The sequence below is a fragment of the Rhizobium sp. P1_E1 genome (genome assembly GCF_056406015.1).
The window spans coordinates 1-20,229 of sequence record NZ_JBFUAY010000050.1; the positions used below are offsets into that span (position 1 = coordinate 1).

Sequence of the window (20,229 nt, forward strand, 5' to 3'; positions counted from 1 at the left end):
GAGAGATACATCGGATGGTGACCTCTAGGGCGATCAAGACCTTCTGGCAGGATAGCAGTGGTGCCAGCCTTGTCGAAGCATTGCTGACCTTTCCGATCGTCATGCTGGTATTCGCCGCCTTCATCGAGTTCGGCTATGCCATGTCGCAGTGGAACCAGACCGTCAAGGCACTGCAATATGGTGCCCGTCTGGCGGCCGTATCCGATCCGGTGACGACGAATTTCAATGCCGTTTTCCCGATCGGAGCTGCCGATCCACTCAACAACGGTAAAGCGGCGCCGAACGATGCCACGATATCCTCGACCTGCGGGCCGGCTCTGGCGAACTGCACGGCGGCGTTGAACCGGATCGTCCTGGGAAGTGACGGCCTTTGCAACGCGGGAACTGATCCTCACCCCGGCATTTGCGACCTCAATTGGCGCATCACGCCGGATAAGCTGATGGTCACCTACCAGCGATCGGGGCTCGGCTACTGGGGCCGGCCGGACGGCCCCGTGCTGACGATGCGGCTTGAGGTGCGCAACATCACCTTCGATCTGCCGATCCTCGGCGGGCTGTTGGGACTTAACGACATCACCATCCCGGCCCATCCGGTGACGATCACGACGGAAGATCTAAAGACGTGCTCAACCTGCTGACTCCTTAAAGTATGCGTAGGAAAGCGAAATGACAGCGCACATGAACATTGCCGCATCCACCAAGATCCTGGTTCTCTCCGACGACGCGGCTGCAGCGAGCTTCATGCTCGATACGTTTGGGTCGCTTTCGCGTTACGATGTCCGCCATCTCTCGCTGAAGGCGCTCGGAGAAAAGGGCCGGTTCGATCCGACGCAGTTCGACCTGATCGTTCTCGACGTCGACAACGGGAAATTGCTGCACCAGCCGGAGCTCTTCGCGTTTCGCACCAGCTATCGGGACATTCCACTCGTCGTCGTTTCGGAAGACCTGCCGGACGACATGCTGCGGCTCCTCTTCCGCCTGAACGGCAATGACTGGCTGAAGAAACCGCTCGAGCGCCGCGCACTGATCGACATGATTTCGACCCATGCGCCGGGCACTGGGGCCAGCGACAGCCGGGTGCATGCCGTGGTCTCTGCCGTCGGTGGCGCGGGCGCCAGCATGATCGCTTCGTCGCTTGCGCATGCGCTGGCCCAGCCGACCAAGAATTCGACGCCGCGGGTTGACTTGTTCGACACGGATTTTTGCTCCGGGATGCTTGGCTATTATCTCAACCTCGTCAACGACTACGACTTAAAACCAGTCATCGCCAATCCTTCCCGGGTCGATCTGGAATTCATCGATCTGGTCCGAAAGCGTCATTCGGGCGGCTTTTCACTGCTGTCCTTCAAGCAGCCATCCGTTCTTATGGCGCCGAAGGGCCGGGAACTCGTGCTGCGCATGCTCGATGTCGCCGCCTTCGAGAGCGACCACACGATCATCGACGTTCCCTATTATGACACGCCGTGGAAATACGAGGTGCTCACTTCGGTCAACAGCATCTGCATCGTCACCGAAATGACGGTTCCAGCGCTTTCTCAAGCCAAGGATTTGTTTGCCAATCTGGTACGGCTGCGCGGCAGTTCGGATCAGATATTCATCGTCATCAACAAATACCGCAGCAAGCTTTTCGGCCTCGGCCTGCGCCGACAACAAACGGAGAAGATCTTCAAGGAGATCCCGACGCATGTCATTGCGGATGACTGGGATACTCTGAGCGAGGCAGTCAACCGCGGCGTGCTGCCAGCTCAAGTGAATTCCCGGGCGCGCTTCTGCGGCGCGGTCGGCAAACTTGGAGCACTGGTGCGATGACGGCGATCGACAGTGGGCGCATAAGGTCCCGCGCCGCCGATGTTGCTCTTGCGGTTTTGGCAATTCTGGCCGCTGTCGGGAACGCTGCGGCAGGCGGGCTTGTGCCGCGAAGCCTTGGGCCGACGACAAGCGCCGTGGTGACGATCGAAAAAAGCTATGCGGCTGGGACAATCGTCATTCTCAGCGGCAATCGTACGCTGGATCTCGTCATCTCCGAAGGACGCGCGATCCGCTACAAAATCGGAGTCGGACGAGACGGATTTCGCTGGAGCGGTACCGTCAAGGTTGGACGCAAGGCAGAGTGGCCTGACTGGCGCCCGCCTGCCGAGATGAAGGCGCGCTCAGCCGGACTTCCGGACCTGGTACCGGCCGGACCGCTTAATCCCTTGGGTGCCCGCGGGATCTATCTCTACAAGGGCGGGACCGACACGCTCTATCGCATTCATGGAACAAACGAGCAGTCGACGGTCGGCGGTTTCGCGTCATCGGGCTGTTTTCGCATGAGCAATGCCGACGTCATCGATCTCTATGAGAGGGTGAAAGTCGGTTCCACGGTCATTGTAAAATAAGCGTTCAGGGGCGGGAAACATGGCGAACGGTATCATCGGGCGTTTCTACAAGCAGCGGGAGCCGGAAAGCCGCGAACATCTGGAGGCGGCCGAACTGTCTTTGGTCGGCGCAGTTGAGAACATGCCTGCCCAACCGGCCTCCGACAGCGCCACGGCGAGTGGCGAAGAGGCTTCGTTCGGGCCGGACATGGTTTCCGAGCGGGTCAATCTGCACCGCTACCTGCTCGACCGCATCAATCTCGGGATCCTCGACACACTCGACAACGAGGAGATCGCCACCGAGATCCGGCCGTTGGTCAAGGACTATATTCGGAGCAACAACTTTCCGCTGAATGCCAAGGAAATCAATGATCTGATCCGCGATATCACCGACGAGATGCTTGGGCTTGGACCGATCGAGCCGCTGCTGGCCGATGACACGATCGCAGATATTCTCATCAACGGCTACAACAGCGTCTATGTCGAGCGGAGCGGCAAGCTCGAGAGCACCGCCGTGCGGTTCAAAGACGAGGATCACCTGCTTCGGGTGATCAACAAGATCGTCTCGGCGGTGGGCCGCCGCGTGGATGAGTCAACGCCGATGGTTGACGCCCGCCTCAAGGATGGCTCGCGTGTCAACGTCGCCATCAGGCCGATCTCGGTCGATGGACCGCTCGTTTCCATTCGCAAATTCACGCGCAAGCCGCTGACAATGGAGCGCCTCGTGCAATATGGCGCTATGGCCGATGCGATGCGCATCCTTCTCAGCGCAGCGGTCAAGGGCAAGGTGTCCATGGTCATTTCAGGCGGCACCGGTTCTGGCAAGACCACCTTGCTGAACGCTCTCTCGTCGCAGATTTCTCCAAGGGAGCGCCTGATCACCATCGAGGATGCGGCCGAGCTTCAACTGCAGCAGCCGCATGTCGGGCGTTTGGAAACCCGGCCGCCGACGCTCGACGGACGCAACGAGATCCGGCAACGCGAACTTTTGAAAAACGCCCTGCGCATGCGTCCCGACCGCATCATCGTCGGCGAAGTGCGCGGCGACGAGGCGTTCGACATGCTGCAGGCGATGAATACCGGTCACGAGGGGTCGATGACGACCATTCACGCCAACACGCCGCGCGACGCCGTCGGCCGGCTTGAGCAGATGGTCGGCATGGCAGGGATGCCGATGTCGCAGTTGAGCATTCGCTCGCAGATCTCGTCCGCCATCACCATGATCGTGCAGGTCCAGCGCCTGAGCGACGGCAGCCGCAAGATCGTCTCGATTTCCGAGATCACCGGCATGGAAGGCGAAGTCGTGCAGATGCAGGAGATTATGAAATTCAAGAAAATCGGCACCGATGAAGGTGGGCGGATCCATGGAGAATTCCGCGCCACCGGCATCCGGCCGCGGTTCGTCGAGGAATTTGCCGAACTCGGGATCGAGATCCCTGTGGCGATTTTTGATCCCGGCAAACCGCTGCAAACGGGACCTGTCCAATGACCCTGACTCTCCTTTACGCCGCCGTTTTCACCGCCGCCCTTGTCGCTGTCGAAGCGATCATGCGCAGCTACTTCAAGAGCTCCGAACGACACCGCGCCGTGAACCATCGGCTGAGCTTGCTCGAGGTCAGCGATGATCATCGCAAGACCTATAGCGATATGCTGAAGGAGCGCGGTGCCGGCGGCGGTTGGCGGCAAACCCCCATCACGCAGCGGCTGCTGCAGTTCTACGCCCAGTCGGGAATCAAGTTCGATGCCAGGCGATTTGCTCTCTTCGCGATCGCGGGCGCCCTTTTGACGTGGCTGGCCGTGGGGTTCCTCGTGCCCAGCACTCTGTTCAGGATCCCCGTCTTTCTCCTGATCTGTCTCCTCATCCCGGCGCTCGTCGTCTGGCGCGCCCGGGCGCGCCGCATGCGGAAGTTCGAACTGAAGCTTCCTGAAGCGCTCGATGTCGCCAATCGCAGCTTGGCCGCCGGCCACCCGCTGCCGGCGGCGATTTCTTTGGTGGCACGTGAGATGCCCGATCCGATCGGCACCGAGTTCGGCCTCCTCTCGGATGAGCTCACCTACGGCGTGACGCTGGACGATGCCCTTGTCAACTTGGCGAACCGGGTCGGCGTCGAGGATCTGAACCTGCTTGCGATATCGCTGAGCGTGCAGGCCGGAACCGGCGGAAACCTCGTGGAGATCCTGCAGAACCTTTCGAAGACGCTGCGCGACCGGTATATGCTGAAGGCAAAGGTCAAGGCGATTTCCTCGGAAGGACGCATCACGGCGATCTTCATGTCGGGCTATCCGTTCCTGCTTTACGCGATGATCAAGGCGTTGTCGCCGACCTACTTCGATCCCGTCTGGGATAGCGGCCACGGAACCATGGTGGTGAGCGTGCTGCTGGCCGTCATGGCGATCGGGAACGTCATTCTCTACAAGATGGTCAACTTCGAGTACTGAGGCTGTTATGTCGAGTGAGTATGGAATTTACCTCATCGTCTTCTTTGCAGTGCTGATCTTTTTTACAGCGGCATCGGAATTGTTTTTTCGGCAGCGTGAGGTTTCGGTTCGGGTGTCGAAGAGCTCGGCGGCATCAGGCGAGGAATTCCACCTTGGCGATACGACGATTGCCGATCTCGGTGAGGCGGAAAACCGCCTGATCCGTCGCTATTTCGAGATTACCCGACGTGACACGAATGTGAACTCCACCCAGAACCGGCTGATCCGGGCGGGGTATTTCGCTGCCGGCGCCGTGACTGCCTTCCAGGTGGTTCGCGCGATGGTCTGTATCAGCGTGCTGGTCGCGGCGGTCTGGGCCTTAAACCGGTTCGCGCCTGATATGTCGCAGATAGTGACGCTGATCCTTGCCATGTTTGCTGCGGGCATGACCTTCATTCTGGTCAACATCTATATCGACCGGCGTGGTGCCGCCAAGGAGAGGGAGTACCGCCGCCTCTTTCCCGATTTCATGGATATGCTGATCGTCTGCCTCGATGCGGGGATGAGCATCGAGGCGTCGGCGAACCGTGTTGCCCGGGAATTCGTTGCCAAGCAGCAGGACTTCGGCCTGCATCTCTCGATCATGATGCTGGAAGTGCGGGGCGGCCGGCGATTGCGCGAGGCGCTCGCCAACCTCGCCATCCGCCTGAGGATTGACGAAGCCCGGGCCCTTTCCGTTCTGTTCCGCCAATCGGAAGAGCTCGGGACCAGCGTAACGCAGACGCTGCGGGTCTACTGCAAGGAAATGCGCGACCTCCGGATTATTCGCGCGGAGGAAAAGGCAAACGCCCTGCCGGTCAAGATGCTGCTGCCGCTCGGCGCGTTTCTTTTTCCGGTAAGCCTTATCATCGTTCTCGTTCCCATTGTTATCCGTGTCATCAGTCTTCTCATCGGCATGAAACCCGGCGGTTGAGCCAAGCGAGGTCATATGCAGTATTCGCTCGAACAGAATCGTAAGGATGCCATCATTTCCCTCGATCCGCGTATGCCAATGGCACCGGCAAGCATAGAACAAGCCGGACTGGATCCGTCGTTCCTGCTTCGGCTGGCGTCAAAATGCGCGGCCGAGCAGGACACCACCACGGCATCCCATCTCGCTGACCGAATGAAATTGCCGAAAGTGATCGTCAATATCCTGATCAAGGAGCTCGTGAAACTCGCCTATCTCGAGGCGCGCGGCTTGGCTGGTGAGGATGTAAGATCCGATATTCGATATGCGCTTTCCATGAAGGGGTTCGAATATGCCCACGCGGCGTCGCGTCAATGCCAATATGTCGGCCCGGCGCCGGTGTCGCTGGACGCGTTCTGCCGGCAAGTCGGTTTGCAGTCCATCCATCACGAGCGCGTGACCCCGGAGCGGCTGAACGACAGCCTTGACGGGCTGGTGCTCTCGGATGCCTTGGTCGAAAAGCTCGGCCCGGCCATCAACTCCGGTCGCTCTATCCTGCTTTACGGCCCACCCGGCAACGGAAAGACGAGCATCGCCGAGCGGACGTCGCAACTGTTTCGCCAAACGATCTGGGTGCCCTATGCCATCGAGGTCGGCGGCCATGTCATCAGTTTCTATGACGAAGCAGTGCATCACCCCGTATCGGAGGCTGACACGGAATCCCATCCGAAAGCGGATCAACGATGGATCGAATGCCGCCGTCCGGTGATCAAGACGGGCGGGGAATTGACCCTCGATCAGCTCGACCTCACTTTCAACGAAGGACCGAATGTCTATGAAGCGCCCATACACTTGAAGGCATCAGGCGGCGTTTTCATCATCGACGACTTCGGGCGTCAACAAGTGGCGCCGCAGGCGCTCATCAATCGCTGGATTGTGCCGCTCGAGCGTGGATATGACTTCCTGACGCTGCACACCGGCAAGAAGTTCAGGGTTCCCTTTGACGAATTGGTGGTGTTTTCGACGAATATCGCACCGAAGGACCTTTCCGACGAGGCGGGCTTGCGGCGACTCAAGTATAAGATCTTTGTGAACACGCCGTCGCGTGACGAATATATCAGAATTTTCAAATCCTATGCCAGCAGCACCGGATTGGCTGTGTGTGATCCAGACCTGAACCTGTTCTACGATCGCAAGTACAAAGGCGATGTGCTGGCGTCTTGCTACCATCCGAAATATCTTCTGGATTTCGTCGGTTCTTATTGCGAGTTCAACGGCATAGCCGGAAACGCGTCGTTCGATATGCTCGAACGGGCGTGGGAAGGCGTGTTTACATCGGAGTGATTGCGGGCTTGTCACTGACACGGCGTGTTCCTGGACAATATGTCCAACGCAGATTTGATGACTTACGGGGAGTAAACGAATGACTAGCATTCCGGGCATTGAGGTCGAAGCAGACCGCGCAAAACCAAGCAATTTGCGAGTGATAGAGCAGCGGGGCTCGAAAAGCTCGCTACTCGTCGGTTTGCTGCTGATGCTCTTGCCTGTGAATGCTGGCGTTCTCATCTATACCGCCAAAAACTCAGCCGATGTTCGCGAGAGCCGCGAGACCATCGCCGCGCTTAAGAGGTCCATCGATGGTCTGAGGGGACAAATGGAAAAGCAGTCGGGCAACATCGCGGATAATGCCAAGGCTGACGAAGTCGCACTTATCCGCCAGGGGATGGATGAGCTGCAAAAGACTATGATGAACGAACGGCGAAACGACACAAGTGGTCTTCGGATGGGTTCAGCTTTGGTCCTTAGCGCACCCGGCAAGGAGCCAGCACAATTTTTCGCACCCCGTGCCGTGCCGGCGGAAGCTCAAGCTTCGGATAGCAGCCTTGCGTCCCTCGAAGCCGGGGGCATTGCCGTCAGTGACCTGCCGCGTTACGAGCGCACACTCTCGCCGGAAGGCCAGCTCATCCTTCGGAAGGCCCGGTAAACCCCGCGTTCGCCGAAATCTCCAAAGCAATCGGTGGATGCTGCCAGGGGGCGCCGATGCTCGCAATGCGCAAGGGCAATCTCATCTCGACCCAGATTGTCGATCGCTGCAGGGCCTATCACCGCTGAGCGTAATTTACGCTGTTCTTCATCAATTCGAGATTACGGGCAGTGACTTCGTTTCCGGGATCAAGCTCATAGGCTTTCAGGAAATACCGCCTGGCCGTGCGCAAGTCACCGCGCAACAGGTGAGAATATCCGATATTGTTGTAGTAGACCGGGGTGTTGCCGATCATTCGCGAGAGTTGCTGGTAGGCGCGGTCGGACGTGTCGAAGCGGGCAACCATGTCGGCGGAGGCCGCCAAGCCTAACCAAGCAGCCGGATCCTGCGGAAAAACGTCAACCGCTCGCTTGTAAATGGCATAAGATTTTCCGTAGTTCTTTTCCTGAAACTGCAATTTGCCGGTGGTTATCAACTCGTCGTTCTTATAGAAGGCGACGGCTGAGTCATCCTCAAGGGTCTTTGCACTATCGCCATAAGCAGCCAGGCCATCAGCGCCGGATGACTGGCAACCAGCTAAAATCGCTCCAGTCGCTATCAAAAGCGCAATGCATTTAGTCCCAGCTCTGATCTGCAATATTGGCAATTTGATCCCCATCAGACACTCTTACCTAAGACTCGGATGCGTTCACCGGCGATCATCGTAAAAAAAAGCTAACAACTCAAGAATTTAAGCACATACTCACAAAAAAGCGACAGAGGCGATCTTCGCCGGAACGCGACAGCGTGATAAAAATGCCTGCTATCCAAGGTAGGCATCATCTTCCCCCCGGTGACTCCCTGAGTGGAAATCAATCAACGTCGCCTATCCCCCTCCTCAGGTCAAAGGATGGAACGCCGCATGCGGATCGCTATTTTCACGCTGATGCGACTCGGGCCATCGCTGACTTACGCGACAGCATCGATCTTCGTTCTCAGCATACCGCTCCTGGAAAGCCACGCCTCAAGTGCCTTCGCCTGGTGGCTTTATATGACGATACTTCCGGTCATGCGCGAGCCTATCTATCTGCTTTTGGCGATACCCGGCGTTGGAATTTGGAGCGCCACGGTCCTGTTGATGCTGGCATCGATTTTCGGGATTCGAGTGGCCATGCAGCCGCAAAGACACCGCCGGTCAGGATTCATCCATGCCCATATCGCGCTGATCGCGACCGGTCTAACCATGGTGCGGGGAGCCGTTGCGCAAGCCGGCCTTTCGGAGTTTGCGCTGCCTCAATTTCAACGGGGCGACTGGTCGTTCCTGCCGCTATCCCAACCGCTTGGGACCTTCCTTTTCATATCCGTGTTTTTGGCCTGCATCTGCAGCCATTTAACAGTCATCAAGCGTGCAATATCGGCGTGATAGAAAAGGGTTGAACCGCCCCGCCGGAGGCGCGGCAAGACGCACCTCGAGTTGCGGCAGCGCAGGCAGGACCGGCTCGAGCCAAGGCGCAGGAGAAGCCGAAGCTTGGCGCAGCCGCCTTGAAGATTTTCGGTTTCGCCCGGGTCGCCGCCTTCGGCCTTGCTGTCCATCCTGTCGCTCGCCATGACCTTGAAAATCCTCCGGGACAAGGCCAAGCTCCCATCCCATCGACATCAGCCTTTCAATCCGCGAGGGTCTTTACCACCATGCCCGATACCTACCCACCCTCGAACCTTGCCGCGATCGACGCCGCGCACCACCTGCACCCTTTCGCCGACATGAAAAAGCTGAATGCCGAAGGAACGCGCATTATCCAGCGCGGCGAGGGCGTCCACATCTTCGACAATCACGGCAAAAAATATCTCGACGGTTTCGCCGGCCTCTGGTGCGTCAATATCGGCTATGGCCGCCGGGAGATCACCGACGCCGTGGCCAGGCAGATGAACGAGCTGCCCTATTACAACACCTTCTTTGGCACGACTTCGACGCCGACGACGCTGCTGGCACAGAAGGTCACCTCGCATGCCGGCGAGCGTTTCAACCATGTCTTCTTCACCGGCTCCGGCTCGGAGGCGAACGACACCTGGTTTCGCATGGCGCGTGTCTATTGGAGCGCCGTCGGCAAGCCGTCGAAGAAGATCATGATATCGAGGAAGAACGGTTATCACGGTTCGACCGTTGCCGGCGCCAGCCTCGGCGGCATGAAATACATGCACGAACAGGGCGACCTGCCGATACCGGGTATCGTCCATATCGGCCAGCCCTACTGGTACGGCGAGGGGGGCGATCTCACGCCCGCCGAATTCGGTCTGAACGTCGCCCGCGAGCTCGAAGCGAAGATCGATGAGCTGGGCGAGGAGAATGTCGCAGCCTTCGTCGCCGAGCCGGTGCAGGGGGCGGCCGGCGTCATCATCCCGCCCGAGACCTACTGGCCGGAGATCGATCGCATCTGCAAGGCGCGCAATATCCTGCTGGTGACCGACGAGGTGATCTGCGGTTTCGGCCGGCTGGGCGCCTGGTTCGGCCACCAGCATTTCGGCGTCGAGCCCGATCTGGCGCCGATCGCCAAGGGGCTTTCCTCCGGTTACCTGCCGATCGGCGGCGTGCTCGTCAGCGACCGCATCGCCGATGTGCTGATCAACGAGGTCGGCGAATTCAATCACGGCTTCACCTATTCCGGCCACCCGGTCTGCGCCGCCGCCGCACTCGAGAACCTGCGCATCATCGAAGAGGAAAGACTGGTCGAACGGGTGCGCGATGATATCGGACCCTATTTCGGCAAGGCCTGGGCAGCGCTCGCTGAACATGATCTCGTCGGTGAGGCCGACAGCATCGGCCTGATGGGCGGCCTGCAGCTTGCCGCCGAGAAGAGCACGCGCACCCGTTATGCCAAGCCCGATCAGGTCGGTGCGCTGGTGCGCAACCACGCGCTGGCGAACGGCCTCGTGCTGCGCGCCACCGGCGACCGCATGCTCGCCTCGCCGCCGCTCGTCATCAGCCACGCAGAGGTGGACGAGATGGCGAGGATCACCCGATTGGCGCTGGATTTGGCCTGGAAGGAGCTGAAATCCTGATTCGCTCAGCCCGGCTGATTGACCCAGGCATAGCCGAAACGGTAGCTGTCGCCGCCGCGCCGATAGAAATAGGGCACGTCGATCACCGACGCCTGCGGTGCGGACGCGCCGAGATTGGCCTGCAGCCATTCAGCCATATCAGGCGGAAGCGCTTCGCTTCCCCCCTTCTGCGGGAGGAGCCACACGAGGAGAAGCGGTCGCCGACCCGCAAGATCCGGGTGGAAGCCGGGATAATCGACGGAGAGGACCGGCACACCGGGAATATCTTGCCTGACATTGCCGGCAAGCAAGCTGTCGCCGGCAAGGACCGCCGCCGGTTCGGCCTGTCTGCGCAAGATTTCCAGCATGCCGGCATAAGGCCTGTTCAGCCGCTCGTAATGACCGGTGAAGCGTGCAGTCGCGACGCTTCCGTAAAGGGCCGCCGGCACACCGATCATGATGACGGCGACGATGGGCATAAAACGCCGGAACGCCCTGTCTGTCGCGACGCCTGCCGCCTCGATCTTCAGGCAGAAATAGAGCGGCAGGATGAAGAGCATCGGCACCAGCCAGCGATCCTTGATGCCGGCCGCGCCGCCGAAGACGATCAGAAGCAGAATGCCGGCCAAGAAGACGAGCATCATCCGCTCGAGCAGCCGCGTCCATTCCGAACCGGAGCCGAGTGTCGGACGAAGGCTCCTGCCGAAGACGAGCGCGAATACCGCCGCGGTCAATCCGGCAAAGCTGATGATGGCGAGAGCCAGTGAACTGACGCCCATGGCCACCTGGGTGAGATAGCTCGCATGGCCGCTCGCGGTCATCTTCTCCAGGGTGCGTGCGGTGGCGAAATCGAGATTGTCCTTCAGCCAGAAGAGATGCGGCAGGATGATGACGAGCGCCACCGCTGCCGTCAGCATCAGCCGCCAGTCGAAGATCCGCGGCCGCAGGCGCGCATCCGAAAGCGCGGCAATCAGGGCTGCCGCCGGCAAGATCGCGAAATTATATTTAGCAAGCAGGCCGAAACCGATGCCGATGCCGGCGATGAGATAGGAGGCGAGGCTCGGCTGCTTCAGGCTGCGGATGAAACCGTAGAAGAAGATGCTGGCCGAGAAGAACACGGCGACCGTATGCGTCAGGTCGCGCTGCATCTCGAAAGCCATCTGCGGGATCGTCAGCAGCCCGAGCGTGGTGATCGCCACCAGCGCCTTGTCGCGCAGGATAAGCCGCGCGGTCAGGCCGTAGAGCACGTAGGAGCTGAACAGCAGTAGGTTCTTCACCACCGAAAGGGCGGTTAGCGAGACGCCGGCGAACTGGAAGACCGTGTATTGCAGCCAGTTGTAGAAGGGCGGCTGCGGGCCGTAGCCGGCGGCAAGCCATTGCGAGCGGAAGACCTGTTCGGCCTCGTCGAGATCGAGAGAATGCGAGGTTGCGAGCCGCACGCCGACCTGAAGCACGAAATAGGCCGCCAGCAGGGCAAAGATCCAACTGATGTCGCGACGGTTGCTCTCGGTCATTCTATTTGCTCTCCGGCCGAACCCAGGCGTAACCGAGCGCGAAATTGTCGCCCTGGCGGCCGAAATAATAGGGAAGCGACAGCGAGCCGATCTCCTGCAGCGCGATGCCGGCCGCCGTCAGCGCTGATGAAAACCGCTCCGGCATGATCGCATCGGCAGCCGTCGCCGTTTTCTTGCCGCGCCAGACGATCAGCACCGGCCCCTTGGCCTCGGCATAGGCCGGAATGCCCGGTGCCGGAAAATCCGGGATCACCACCGGCACATCGGGAAATTGCAGCCGCATGTTTCCGCCGATATAGGGGTCGGAAGCGATCACAAGTGCGGGTTGCGCCTGTCGCGTCATTTCGCGCGAAAAGCCCGCCATCGGCACATTCGGCCGGCTGTAGGTGCCGATCAGCCCGGCGCCGACGACACGGAAACCGAGGGCGATCAGCACGCAGGCCATCAGCACCGGCAGCACCGGCCGGAAGCGGCGCAGCCCGGCGGAAAGGTCGAGCCCGGCCGCCTGCATCTTCGCCAGGAAATAGATCGGCAGCACCAGCAGGAACGGGTCGAGCCAGCGCTCGCGAACCGTGGTGGAGCCGGTGAAAAGCACGATGAGAGCAATGCCGGCGAGACTTGCGAGCATCATCCGCTCCATCATCCCCGTCCAGCGGTTGCCCGCCGAAAACGCCCGGACAAAATCCCGGCGAAAGGTGGCGGCGAAGATCAGCACCGGCAGCGCCGCAAAGGCGATGATGGCGACGAGAAAGGCGACAAGGCCTTTGCCGATCCGCACGGCGCCGGCCGGTTCGCTGCCGGCGGCCATCTTGACCAGAGTGTCGGAGGAGGCGAATGCGAGATTGCCCTGCAGCCAGACCGCGTGCGGCAGGACGATGACGAGTGCGACAGTGATCGCCGCCAGCATGCGCCAGTCGAGCGCCCTGCGCCGCCAWTCGGCATCGGGCAGGATGGCGATCAAAGCGACGACAGGCATCAGCGCGAAATTATATTTCGAGATCAGCCCGATGCCGGTCGCAAGCCCGAGCAGGAGATAGCTGCCGATATCGGGCCGGTCGAGCGTGCGGAAGAAGCCGTAGAGAAAAAGCGAGCTGGCAAAGAGCAGCGCCGTCGTGTGGGTCAGGTCCTGCTGGGCCATGTAGGAGACTTGGGGCAGGGTGATCAGCGCCAGCATAGCGACGGCGGCAAGCGCCTGATCCTTCAGCGCCCGCCGCCCGGCAAGGCCGTAGAAGAGATAGGATAGGAACAGCAGGATGTTCTTCGGGACCACAAGCGCGCCGATCGACATGCCCGCCACCGAAACGACGGCATATTGCATCCAGTTGTAGAAAGGTGGCTGCGGGCCGTAGCCGGCCAGCAGATATTGCGAGAAGAAGGACTGCTCGGCCTCATCGAGCTCCAGCGAATGCGGAAGCGCGATGCGTAGCGCGATGTTGAGCACGAAATAGGCTGCAAGCAGCAGGCCTGCGGTTCTGATCGTGCTCGTCACGCGCTCCAGCATCGTGCTGCCGGCTTAGGCTTGGCTTTGATCGTCGAAGATCTGCCGCACGATGTAGTTCGGAGAGGCGTCGTCGCGATAATAGGTGCGCGCGATCATTTCCGCCAGGATGCCGGTGGTGATCATCTGCACCGACGACAGCAGCAGCACGACGCCGACCATCAGCATCGGGCGCGTGCCGATATCGTTGCCCATGATGAACTTGTCGAAGCCGAGATAGAGCAGGATCAGCATGGCGAGCGCGCCGAGACCTAGGCCGAGCGAACCGAAGAAATGCCCCGGCCGCGCCTTGTAGCGCATGAAGAACATCACCGACAGCAGGTCGAGGATGACGCGGAAGGTGCGCGAAATGCCGTATTTCGAAACACCGTGCTCGCGGGCATGGTGGGTGACGGCCATCTCGCCGATGCGCGAGCTCGGAACGACACCGGCGACCCAGGCCGGGATGAAGCGGTGCATCTCGCCCATCAGCTTCACCTGCTTGATGATCGAGGCACGGTAGATTTTCAGGCTGCAGCCGTAATCGTGGAGCTTGACGCCGGTGATGCGGCCGATCAGATAGTTGGCGCACCAGGAGGGGATCTTGCGCAAGAACAGACCATCCTTGCGGTTCTTGCGCCAGCCGACCAAGAGGTCGAGTTCACGCCGTTCCAGCTCGGAGACCATCGAAGGAATGTCCTTCGGATCGTTCTGCAGGTCGCCGTCCATCGTCGCGATCAGGCGGCCCTGGGCCGTGTCGATGCCGGCCTGCATGGCGGCAGTCTGACCGAAGTTGCGCTGCAACTCGACGATCCTGAGCGCCAGCCCCTCGCGTCCGACGTACTTGCGGGCGTTGACGAGCGTCGCATCCGTGCTGCCGTCATCGACGAGGATCAGCTCCCAGCGATGGGGGTAGCTAACCATCGCAGCCACGACACGCTCGATGAGCGGGCCGACGCTTTCCTCTTCGTTGAAAATGGGTACGACCAGCGACAGCTCGAGCGATTGTACCGGGTCATTCGTACCGCGAATGGGCTCTACCGTTGTCTGCAACTTTCATCTCCAAAAGGCCGGACGGCCGAGCAATCTTTAATGCTGCCGCCGCACTTGCGGAAGGCTACTACATGAAGTGTCCGCCGGTTGCCAGCGGGCAATGCCGGTTTCCCGCAATCGGCTGATCTGCCTGGGCGCTATTTCGCGCCGCCTTCCACCCAGGAGTAACCAATGGAGAAGCTGCGTTTGCCGTCACCGAAGAGATAGGGCAGCGTCAGCGTCTTCAACTCTTGCAGATGAATGCCCGATTTGACGAGGTCATTGGCGAAACCGGGGGAAATTGTTGGATCATCTGCGGTCTCGCCGCGCCAGATAACCAGCACCGGCCCCTTCGCGTCCGCATATTCGGGAACCCCTGGACCGGGGAAGAACGGGATCACGACGGGAACATCGGGAAACTCCAGCCGCATGTTGCCGGCCACGAACTTGGTTCCCGCCACGATGAGAACCGGCTTGCGGGTCGCGGTCAATTCAGCCACGTAACCGGAAAAGGGTACGTTCGTTCTTGTATAAGTGCCGATGTATTGAATGCCGACGATCCGGAAGAGAAGGATCGACAGGATGACGACCATGAAGACCGGCAGCACGGGCCGGAAGCGCGCAAGACCGGCGGAAAGATCGAGACCTGCGGTTTCCAGTTTCAGGAAAAGATAGATCAGAAGGACGAGCAGGCATGGGTCGAGCCAGCGCTCGTGGATATCGCTGGCGCCGGCGAAGAGGACCACGCCGACGAAGGCGAGCAGGCTGATGATCATCATCCGCTCGATCACCCGGATCATCGGGCTGGAAGAGGAGAGCGCGCGAAGGAAGTCGCGCCGGAAAGCGGCCGCGATGAGAACGATCGGCAATGCGACGAAGCCGAGGACGGCGATGATGAGAGACAGCAGTCCTTGCCTGATGCGGGGGAGGCCGGCCGGGGCCAGGTGTTCGGCGGTCATCCGCTCCAGCGTCGGCGCAGACGCGCTGGCGAGATTGTCGGGCAGCCAGAGCGCATGCGGCAGCACGATCAGAATGGCAAGGACGGCCGCCGGCAGCAAACGCCAGTCGATGAGACGGCTGCGCCATTCCCGCTCCGGCAGCACGGCAATGAGGGCGGCAAATGGCAGGATGGCGAAATTATACTTCGAGATGAGCCCGATGCCGGTGGCGATGCCGATGAGGAGGTAGCTCCCGATCGTCGGCTGGCGCAGCGTGCGGAAAAAACCGAAGAGGAAGAGCGAGGTCGCAAACAGCAGGGCAACCGTATGGGTCAGTTCGCGCTGCGCCATCAGGCCAACCTGCGGCAGGGTAATCAGGCTCAGCATGGCGACGGCTGCGAGCGAACGGCTCTTCAGCACCTCGCGGGCAGCAAGCCCGTAGAAGAGATAGCAGCCGAAGAGAATGATGTTCTTGGGCACCGAGAGCACCCACATCGATATGCCGGTCACCGAAACGATGGCATATTGGATCCAGTTGTAGAAGGGCGGCTGCGGACCGTAGCCGGCAAGCAGATATTGCGAGTAGAAGGACTGCTCCGCCTCGTCGAGATCGAGCGTATGCGGCAAGGCGATGCGAAGCGCGATGTTCAGCAGGAAATAGGCTGCCAGAAAAATGCTTGCGCTGGTAATGCTTTTGGTAATCCGCTTCAACATCGATCTCCACGTCAAGCCGGCAAGGCGCCATCATTTACCGGTCGGCCGCTCGGATCGTCGGCGTGGAGGCGTTTTCACCACCATCGCCATCACTCCGCCGTTGTGCGCAACCTTCATTTCTCTTAAAAGGCCTGGCGATGGTATCGGCCCATGCCGACCCAAGCGAGGAATGCCTACTACATGAAGACTTCGATCGTTGAAAGCCGGCAATCCTGGTTTATGCGCAATCGCATGACGGTGCTGACGGTCGCCATCGTCGCAGCCTATGGCCTCTTCATCCAATGGTTCTGGGGTTGGCCTGTTATCATCAGGCAGTGGGCCGATGTCGGCGCGGGTCCGGTGATCGGCGCGCTCGTGCTATTGACGAGCACCTATTTCCTGCGCACCTGGCGCATCTATGATTATTTTCCGAACGAAACGGCCGGCCGGTTCGCGGTCCTCTTCCGCGTCACGCAGATCCACAACCTGCTGAACATCATGCTGCCCTTCCGCACCGGCGAGACCAGCTTTCCGCTGCTGATGCGCACCGAATTCGGCATTCCGCTGACGCGCGGAACCTCGGCGCTGTTCGTCATGCGGCTGCTCGACCTGCATGCCCTCCTGGCCGCTGCCGGCATCGGTTTTGCCGTTGCATCAGCCGATCCGGCTGTGGCCTGGTCGCTCTGGACAGCCTTCCTGCTGTTGCCGGTCGCAGCCTTCGCCGCCCGCAAGCCGCTGCTGCGCCTTGCCGCCAGGCTGCTACCGAAGAAAGCGCAGAAATTCGTCGCCGAGATCGAAAACGGCTTGCCGCTCGATGCCATCGCCTTTGCGCGCGCCTGGGCGATGACCATCGTCAACTGGCTGGTGAAGGTGATGGTGTTGGCATGGGCGCTCGGCCTGATGGGCGTGCTGCCAATGGCGGCGAGTTTCGGCGGCGCGCTCGGCGGTGAACTCTCTTCCGTGTTGCCGATGCATGCGCCCGGCGGCGTCGGCACCTATCCGGCCGGCATCACCGCCGGCGCCATCGCCTTGGGAGCATCGAGCGAGCGGCTGGCCCTTGCCGCGCTGGCACAGGCGAGCGTCAATGCCCACCTGCTGATCATCGTCTCGGCGTTGACCGGCACCGCGATCTCACTGCCGCTCGGACGTCGCGGCAAGCTCTGAAATCCGTTTTCGCAGAAACGCCTGCTCCGGCTCCTGCCGGCAGAGCAACAGCGCCGTTTCATAGGCCGCGATCGCCTCTTGATTCCGGCCGAGACGGCGAAGGAAATCGGCACGTGCCGAATGGGCGAGGTGATAGGCCTGCAGCTCCCGGCGTGCCAGAATGGCATCGACCAGTTCCAGCCCCTTTGCCGGCCCTTCCGCCATCGCGATCGCCACGGCGCGGTTGAGCTCGACGATCGAGGAGGGCTGCGCCGCCAGAAGCAGATCGTAATAGAAGGCAATCCGTCGCCAGTCGGTCTCTTCCGCAGCCGGCGCCTTGGCATGCTCGGCGGCGATCGCCGCCTGCAGCGTATAGGTGCCGACCTCTCCCGTCCGCATTGCTTCTGTGAGCAGCGCCAGGCCTTCCGCAATCTTCGCACGGTCCCAGAGCGAGCGGTCCTGATCGGCAAGCAGCACCAGCGATCCCTGCTCGCCGCGGCGGGCGGTGCGACGGGAATCCTGCAGCAGCATCAGCGCCAGCAGGCCGGAGACGTCGGGATGCGGCAGGAGCGCCAGAAGCAGCCGCGCCAGACGTATCGCCTCTGCAGTCAAGTCGGCCCGGACCACGTCTTCACCCGAAGAGGCGGAATAGCCCTCGTTGAAGACCAGGTAGATGACGTGCAGCACCTGGTCGAGCCGCGGCGGCAGCGCCTCGCGGCCCGGCACCTCGTAGGGGATCTTCGCAGCCCGGATCCTGCTCTTGGCGCGCACGATCCGCTGGGCTACCGTCGGCGCCGGAGTGAGGAAGGCGTGGGCGATTTCTTCGGTGGTTAGCCCGCAGATTTCCCTGAGCGCCATCGCCATCTGCGCATCGGCCGGGATGGYCGGATGGCAGCAGGTGAAGATCAGCCGCAGCATGTCGTCCTCGATCGGTTCCATGTCGCCGATGTAAGTTGCGTCGGGCGAGTAGAGGCTGTCCTCGATGTGATGCTGTGAAGCATCGAAACGCGCCCGCCGCCGGATCGTGTCGATCGCCTTGAAGCGCCCCGTGGAAACGAGCCAGGCGAAGGGATTGCCGGGAATGCCGTCCGTTGGCCATGTCCGGGCAGCTGCGGCGAAGGCGTCGTGAAGCGCTTCCTCCGCCCGGTCGAAATCGCCGAGCAGGCGGATCAGCGTCGCCAGCACCCGGCGCGATTGCGTTCGGTAGATCTCCTCGATGACGCGTTCCAAAAGGGCACCTCAGTCCGGCAGGGTCAGCATTCGCACGGGCCTCAGTTCGACGGCGCCGTAACGTGCCGAAGGGATCCGACCGGCAATTTCCCTAGCCTTCACCATATCCGGTGCCTCGATGACATAGAAGCCGGCCAAATGCTCCTTCGTCTCGACATAGGGGCCGTCGGTGGCCGACAGCGTGTTGTTCCGAACGCGCAGCACGGTCGCCGTCTCAGGCATCTCCAACGCATCGGCATGGATCATGATGCCGTCGCGGCGCAGCTCCTCGTCGAAGGCGAAATGCGCTTTGACGAGTTCATCGGTCTCTTCCGATGTCAGCGTGCCGTCGGTGTCGGCGCAATTGTAGATCAGGCAGATGTAACGCATGGCTCAGCATTCCTCCTTGATCGAATAGGCTGGCCGCACTTCGATGGAGCCGTATCGCGCTACGGGAAAAGTGGCGGCGATATCAGTTGCCTCTTCCATGTCTTTCGCCTCGATCAGCACGAAGCCGCCGAGATGCTCTTTGATTTCGGCGAAGGGGCCGTCGGTCGTCGTCACCGCATCGTTGCGGACCCTGACCGTCATTGCCGTCGAAGGTTCGCGTAGCGCCAACGCCACCAGCAGGTGGCCGCTGTCGCGTAGCCTGTCGTCGTTGATGATCGAATCCCGTGTCAGCTTTTCGCCGTCCTCGGCTGAAATGGCACTGATCTTTGCGGTTTCGAACCAGACCTGGCAGAGATATTTCATCGCCGTCTCCTCACGCGTCTTTGCCGAAGGAATGAATGGGTCGCACCTCGATCGCGCCGAGCCTGGCGAGCGGGATGCCGGCGGCAATGCGGATCGCTTCGTTGAGATCCTTGGCCTCGATCAGGATGAAGCCGCCGAGCGCCTCCTTCGTCTCGGCGAAGGGACCGTCCGTCACCGACATCTCGCCGTTGCGCACTCGGACAGTCACTGCCGATTTCGGCGACTGCAGCGCCTGGGCGACGATCATATGCCCGCTTTCGACGAGGTCCTTGTCATAGTTCAAGGAATTGGTGTCGAGTTCGGCCTTCTCTTCTTTCGTCATGGCGTCGAGTACCCCGCCATCGAACCAGACCTGACAGAGATATTTCATCGCGGACAGCCTCCTTGTGAGCGTTTCAATAACCCTGGACGACCGAGCTCCACGCATTTCGACAGCGGCGGCAAAAATCTTTGTGCCGGCCGGCTGTCGAAATCGCAAGGCAGCACTCGACAAGGCTTCATCGAAACCTGTCGAGGAGACCTGTAATGAGCATTCTTGAAATCGCCCTGGCAAGCCACATCTGGGCACGCCGTCGTGAAAAGCGTCAGCTCGTACTCGACGATGCCGATGCGCTGAAGGTTCTTCTGCGCATCGCTTTCGTCTTCGTGGCCTTCACCCTGCTGATATCAGGGCTGAACCTCGCCGCCGGCAGGCCGCAGATGCTGGCAGACGGTTCGTCGCCTGTCGTGACGGGCAGATGAGCAAAC

21 protein-coding genes are annotated in these 20,229 nt (G+C 60.6%); 12 read left to right on the plus strand and 9 right to left on the minus strand.

Annotated features, from left to right (window positions below):
• Positions 1-14 precede the first annotated feature (14 nt).
• The 8 genes from AC1D1Z_RS17945 to AC1D1Z_RS17980 all read left to right on the plus strand — a co-directional run bounded on the left by AC1D1Z_RS17945 (position 15) and on the right by AC1D1Z_RS17980 (position 7,708).
• Complete coding sequence (locus AC1D1Z_RS17945; RefSeq protein ID WP_047621478.1) at positions 15-638, plus strand: TadE/TadG family type IV pilus assembly protein; 624 nt, start codon at positions 15-17, stop codon at positions 636-638.
• Positions 639-666: 28 nt separating this feature from the next.
• A complete protein-coding gene (locus AC1D1Z_RS17950; RefSeq protein ID WP_047621479.1) occupies positions 667-1,809 on the plus strand; it encodes a pilus assembly protein in 1,143 nt (380 codons plus the stop codon).
• Complete coding sequence (locus AC1D1Z_RS17955; RefSeq protein WP_047621480.1) at positions 1,806-2,378, plus strand: L,D-transpeptidase; 573 nt, start codon at positions 1,806-1,808, stop codon at positions 2,376-2,378. The genes AC1D1Z_RS17950 and AC1D1Z_RS17955 overlap by 4 nt, the downstream gene beginning before the upstream one ends.
• 19 nt (positions 2,379-2,397) lie before the next feature.
• Complete coding sequence (locus tag AC1D1Z_RS17960) at positions 2,398-3,846, plus strand: TadA family conjugal transfer-associated ATPase (protein ID WP_047621481.1); 1,449 nt, start codon at positions 2,398-2,400, stop codon at positions 3,844-3,846.
• Positions 3,843-4,796 (plus strand): type II secretion system F family protein, encoded by a 954-nt coding sequence (locus AC1D1Z_RS17965; protein WP_047621482.1) that lies wholly within the window; start codon positions 3,843-3,845, stop codon positions 4,794-4,796. Before AC1D1Z_RS17960 ends, AC1D1Z_RS17965 begins: the two co-directional genes overlap by 4 nt.
• A gap of 7 nt (positions 4,797-4,803) precedes the next feature.
• Positions 4,804-5,748 (plus strand): type II secretion system F family protein, encoded by a 945-nt coding sequence (locus AC1D1Z_RS17970; protein WP_047621483.1) that lies wholly within the window; start codon positions 4,804-4,806, stop codon positions 5,746-5,748.
• A 15-nt stretch (positions 5,749-5,763) separates the two neighbouring features.
• Positions 5,764-7,068 carry an ATP-binding protein gene (locus tag AC1D1Z_RS17975; RefSeq protein ID WP_047621484.1) on the plus strand — a complete coding sequence of 435 codons (1,305 nt, stop codon included), beginning with the start codon at positions 5,764-5,766 and terminating at the stop codon, positions 7,066-7,068.
• Positions 7,069-7,147: 79 nt separating this feature from the next.
• Complete coding sequence (locus AC1D1Z_RS17980) at positions 7,148-7,708, plus strand: hypothetical protein (RefSeq protein WP_018241353.1); 561 nt, start codon at positions 7,148-7,150, stop codon at positions 7,706-7,708.
• Between the two features lie 118 nt (positions 7,709-7,826).
• On the opposite strand, the gene AC1D1Z_RS17985 is transcribed toward AC1D1Z_RS17980, so the two are convergent.
• The gene (locus AC1D1Z_RS17985) at positions 7,827-8,348 is read right to left on the minus strand and encodes a tetratricopeptide repeat protein (RefSeq protein WP_028734305.1); all 522 of its coding nucleotides are present in this window, start codon (positions 8,346-8,348) and stop codon (positions 7,827-7,829) included.
• A gap of 261 nt (positions 8,349-8,609) precedes the next feature.
• Here AC1D1Z_RS17985 and AC1D1Z_RS17990 point away from each other — a divergent pair, with 261 nt between their 5' ends.
• Positions 8,610-9,110: a hypothetical protein gene (locus AC1D1Z_RS17990; protein ID WP_018241355.1), complete on the plus strand. Its 501-nt coding sequence runs from the start codon at positions 8,610-8,612 to the stop codon at positions 9,108-9,110.
• A gap of 266 nt (positions 9,111-9,376) precedes the next feature.
• Positions 9,377-10,744: an aspartate aminotransferase family protein gene (locus AC1D1Z_RS17995; RefSeq protein ID WP_026188333.1), complete on the plus strand. Its 1,368-nt coding sequence runs from the start codon at positions 9,377-9,379 to the stop codon at positions 10,742-10,744.
• A 5-nt stretch (positions 10,745-10,749) separates the two neighbouring features.
• On the opposite strand, the gene AC1D1Z_RS18000 is transcribed toward AC1D1Z_RS17995, so the two are convergent.
• From AC1D1Z_RS18000 to AC1D1Z_RS18015, 4 genes are all read right to left on the minus strand, one after another.
• Entirely contained in the window at positions 10,750-12,237 is a 1,488-nt protein-coding gene (locus tag AC1D1Z_RS18000) for an ArnT family glycosyltransferase (RefSeq protein WP_477851431.1), read from the minus strand.
• 1 nt (position 12,238) lies between these two features.
• The gene (locus tag AC1D1Z_RS18005) at positions 12,239-13,738 is read right to left on the minus strand and encodes a glycosyltransferase family 39 protein (RefSeq protein ID WP_477851433.1); all 1,500 of its coding nucleotides are present in this window, start codon (positions 13,736-13,738) and stop codon (positions 12,239-12,241) included.
• A gap of 12 nt (positions 13,739-13,750) precedes the next feature.
• Entirely contained in the window at positions 13,751-14,767 is a 1,017-nt protein-coding gene (locus AC1D1Z_RS18010) for a glycosyltransferase family 2 protein (RefSeq protein ID WP_018241359.1), read from the minus strand.
• 137 nt (positions 14,768-14,904) lie between these two features.
• A complete protein-coding gene (locus tag AC1D1Z_RS18015; RefSeq protein ID WP_446983270.1) occupies positions 14,905-16,398 on the minus strand; it encodes an ArnT family glycosyltransferase in 1,494 nt (497 codons plus the stop codon).
• A gap of 180 nt (positions 16,399-16,578) precedes the next feature.
• Between AC1D1Z_RS18015 and AC1D1Z_RS18020 the strand changes: the two genes are divergently transcribed.
• A complete protein-coding gene (locus AC1D1Z_RS18020) occupies positions 16,579-17,541 on the plus strand; it encodes a lysylphosphatidylglycerol synthase domain-containing protein (RefSeq protein WP_446952706.1) in 963 nt (320 codons plus the stop codon).
• Here AC1D1Z_RS18020 and AC1D1Z_RS18025 read toward each other — a convergent pair.
• The 4 genes from AC1D1Z_RS18025 to AC1D1Z_RS18040 are packed head-to-tail and all read right to left on the minus strand — an operon-like array spanning position 17,509 to position 19,852.
• Positions 17,509-18,750: an RNA polymerase sigma factor gene (locus AC1D1Z_RS18025; protein ID WP_477851437.1), complete on the minus strand. Its 1,242-nt coding sequence runs from the start codon at positions 18,748-18,750 to the stop codon at positions 17,509-17,511. The genes AC1D1Z_RS18020 and AC1D1Z_RS18025 overlap by 33 nt on opposite strands.
• Before the next feature lie 9 nt (positions 18,751-18,759).
• Complete coding sequence (locus tag AC1D1Z_RS18030; protein ID WP_018447350.1) at positions 18,760-19,119, minus strand: YciI family protein; 360 nt, start codon at positions 19,117-19,119, stop codon at positions 18,760-18,762.
• Between the two features lie 3 nt (positions 19,120-19,122).
• A complete protein-coding gene (locus AC1D1Z_RS18035; RefSeq protein ID WP_018447351.1) occupies positions 19,123-19,482 on the minus strand; it encodes a YciI family protein in 360 nt (119 codons plus the stop codon).
• Positions 19,483-19,492: 10 nt separating this feature from the next.
• Positions 19,493-19,852, minus strand: coding sequence for a YciI family protein (locus AC1D1Z_RS18040; protein WP_018447352.1), 360 nt, complete (start codon positions 19,850-19,852; stop codon positions 19,493-19,495).
• Positions 19,853-20,007: 155 nt separating this feature from the next.
• On the opposite strand from AC1D1Z_RS18040, the gene AC1D1Z_RS18045 reads away from it, so the two are divergent.
• Positions 20,008-20,223, plus strand: coding sequence for a hypothetical protein (locus AC1D1Z_RS18045; protein ID WP_245268222.1), 216 nt, complete (start codon positions 20,008-20,010; stop codon positions 20,221-20,223).
• Positions 20,224-20,229: the final 6 nt, after the last annotated feature.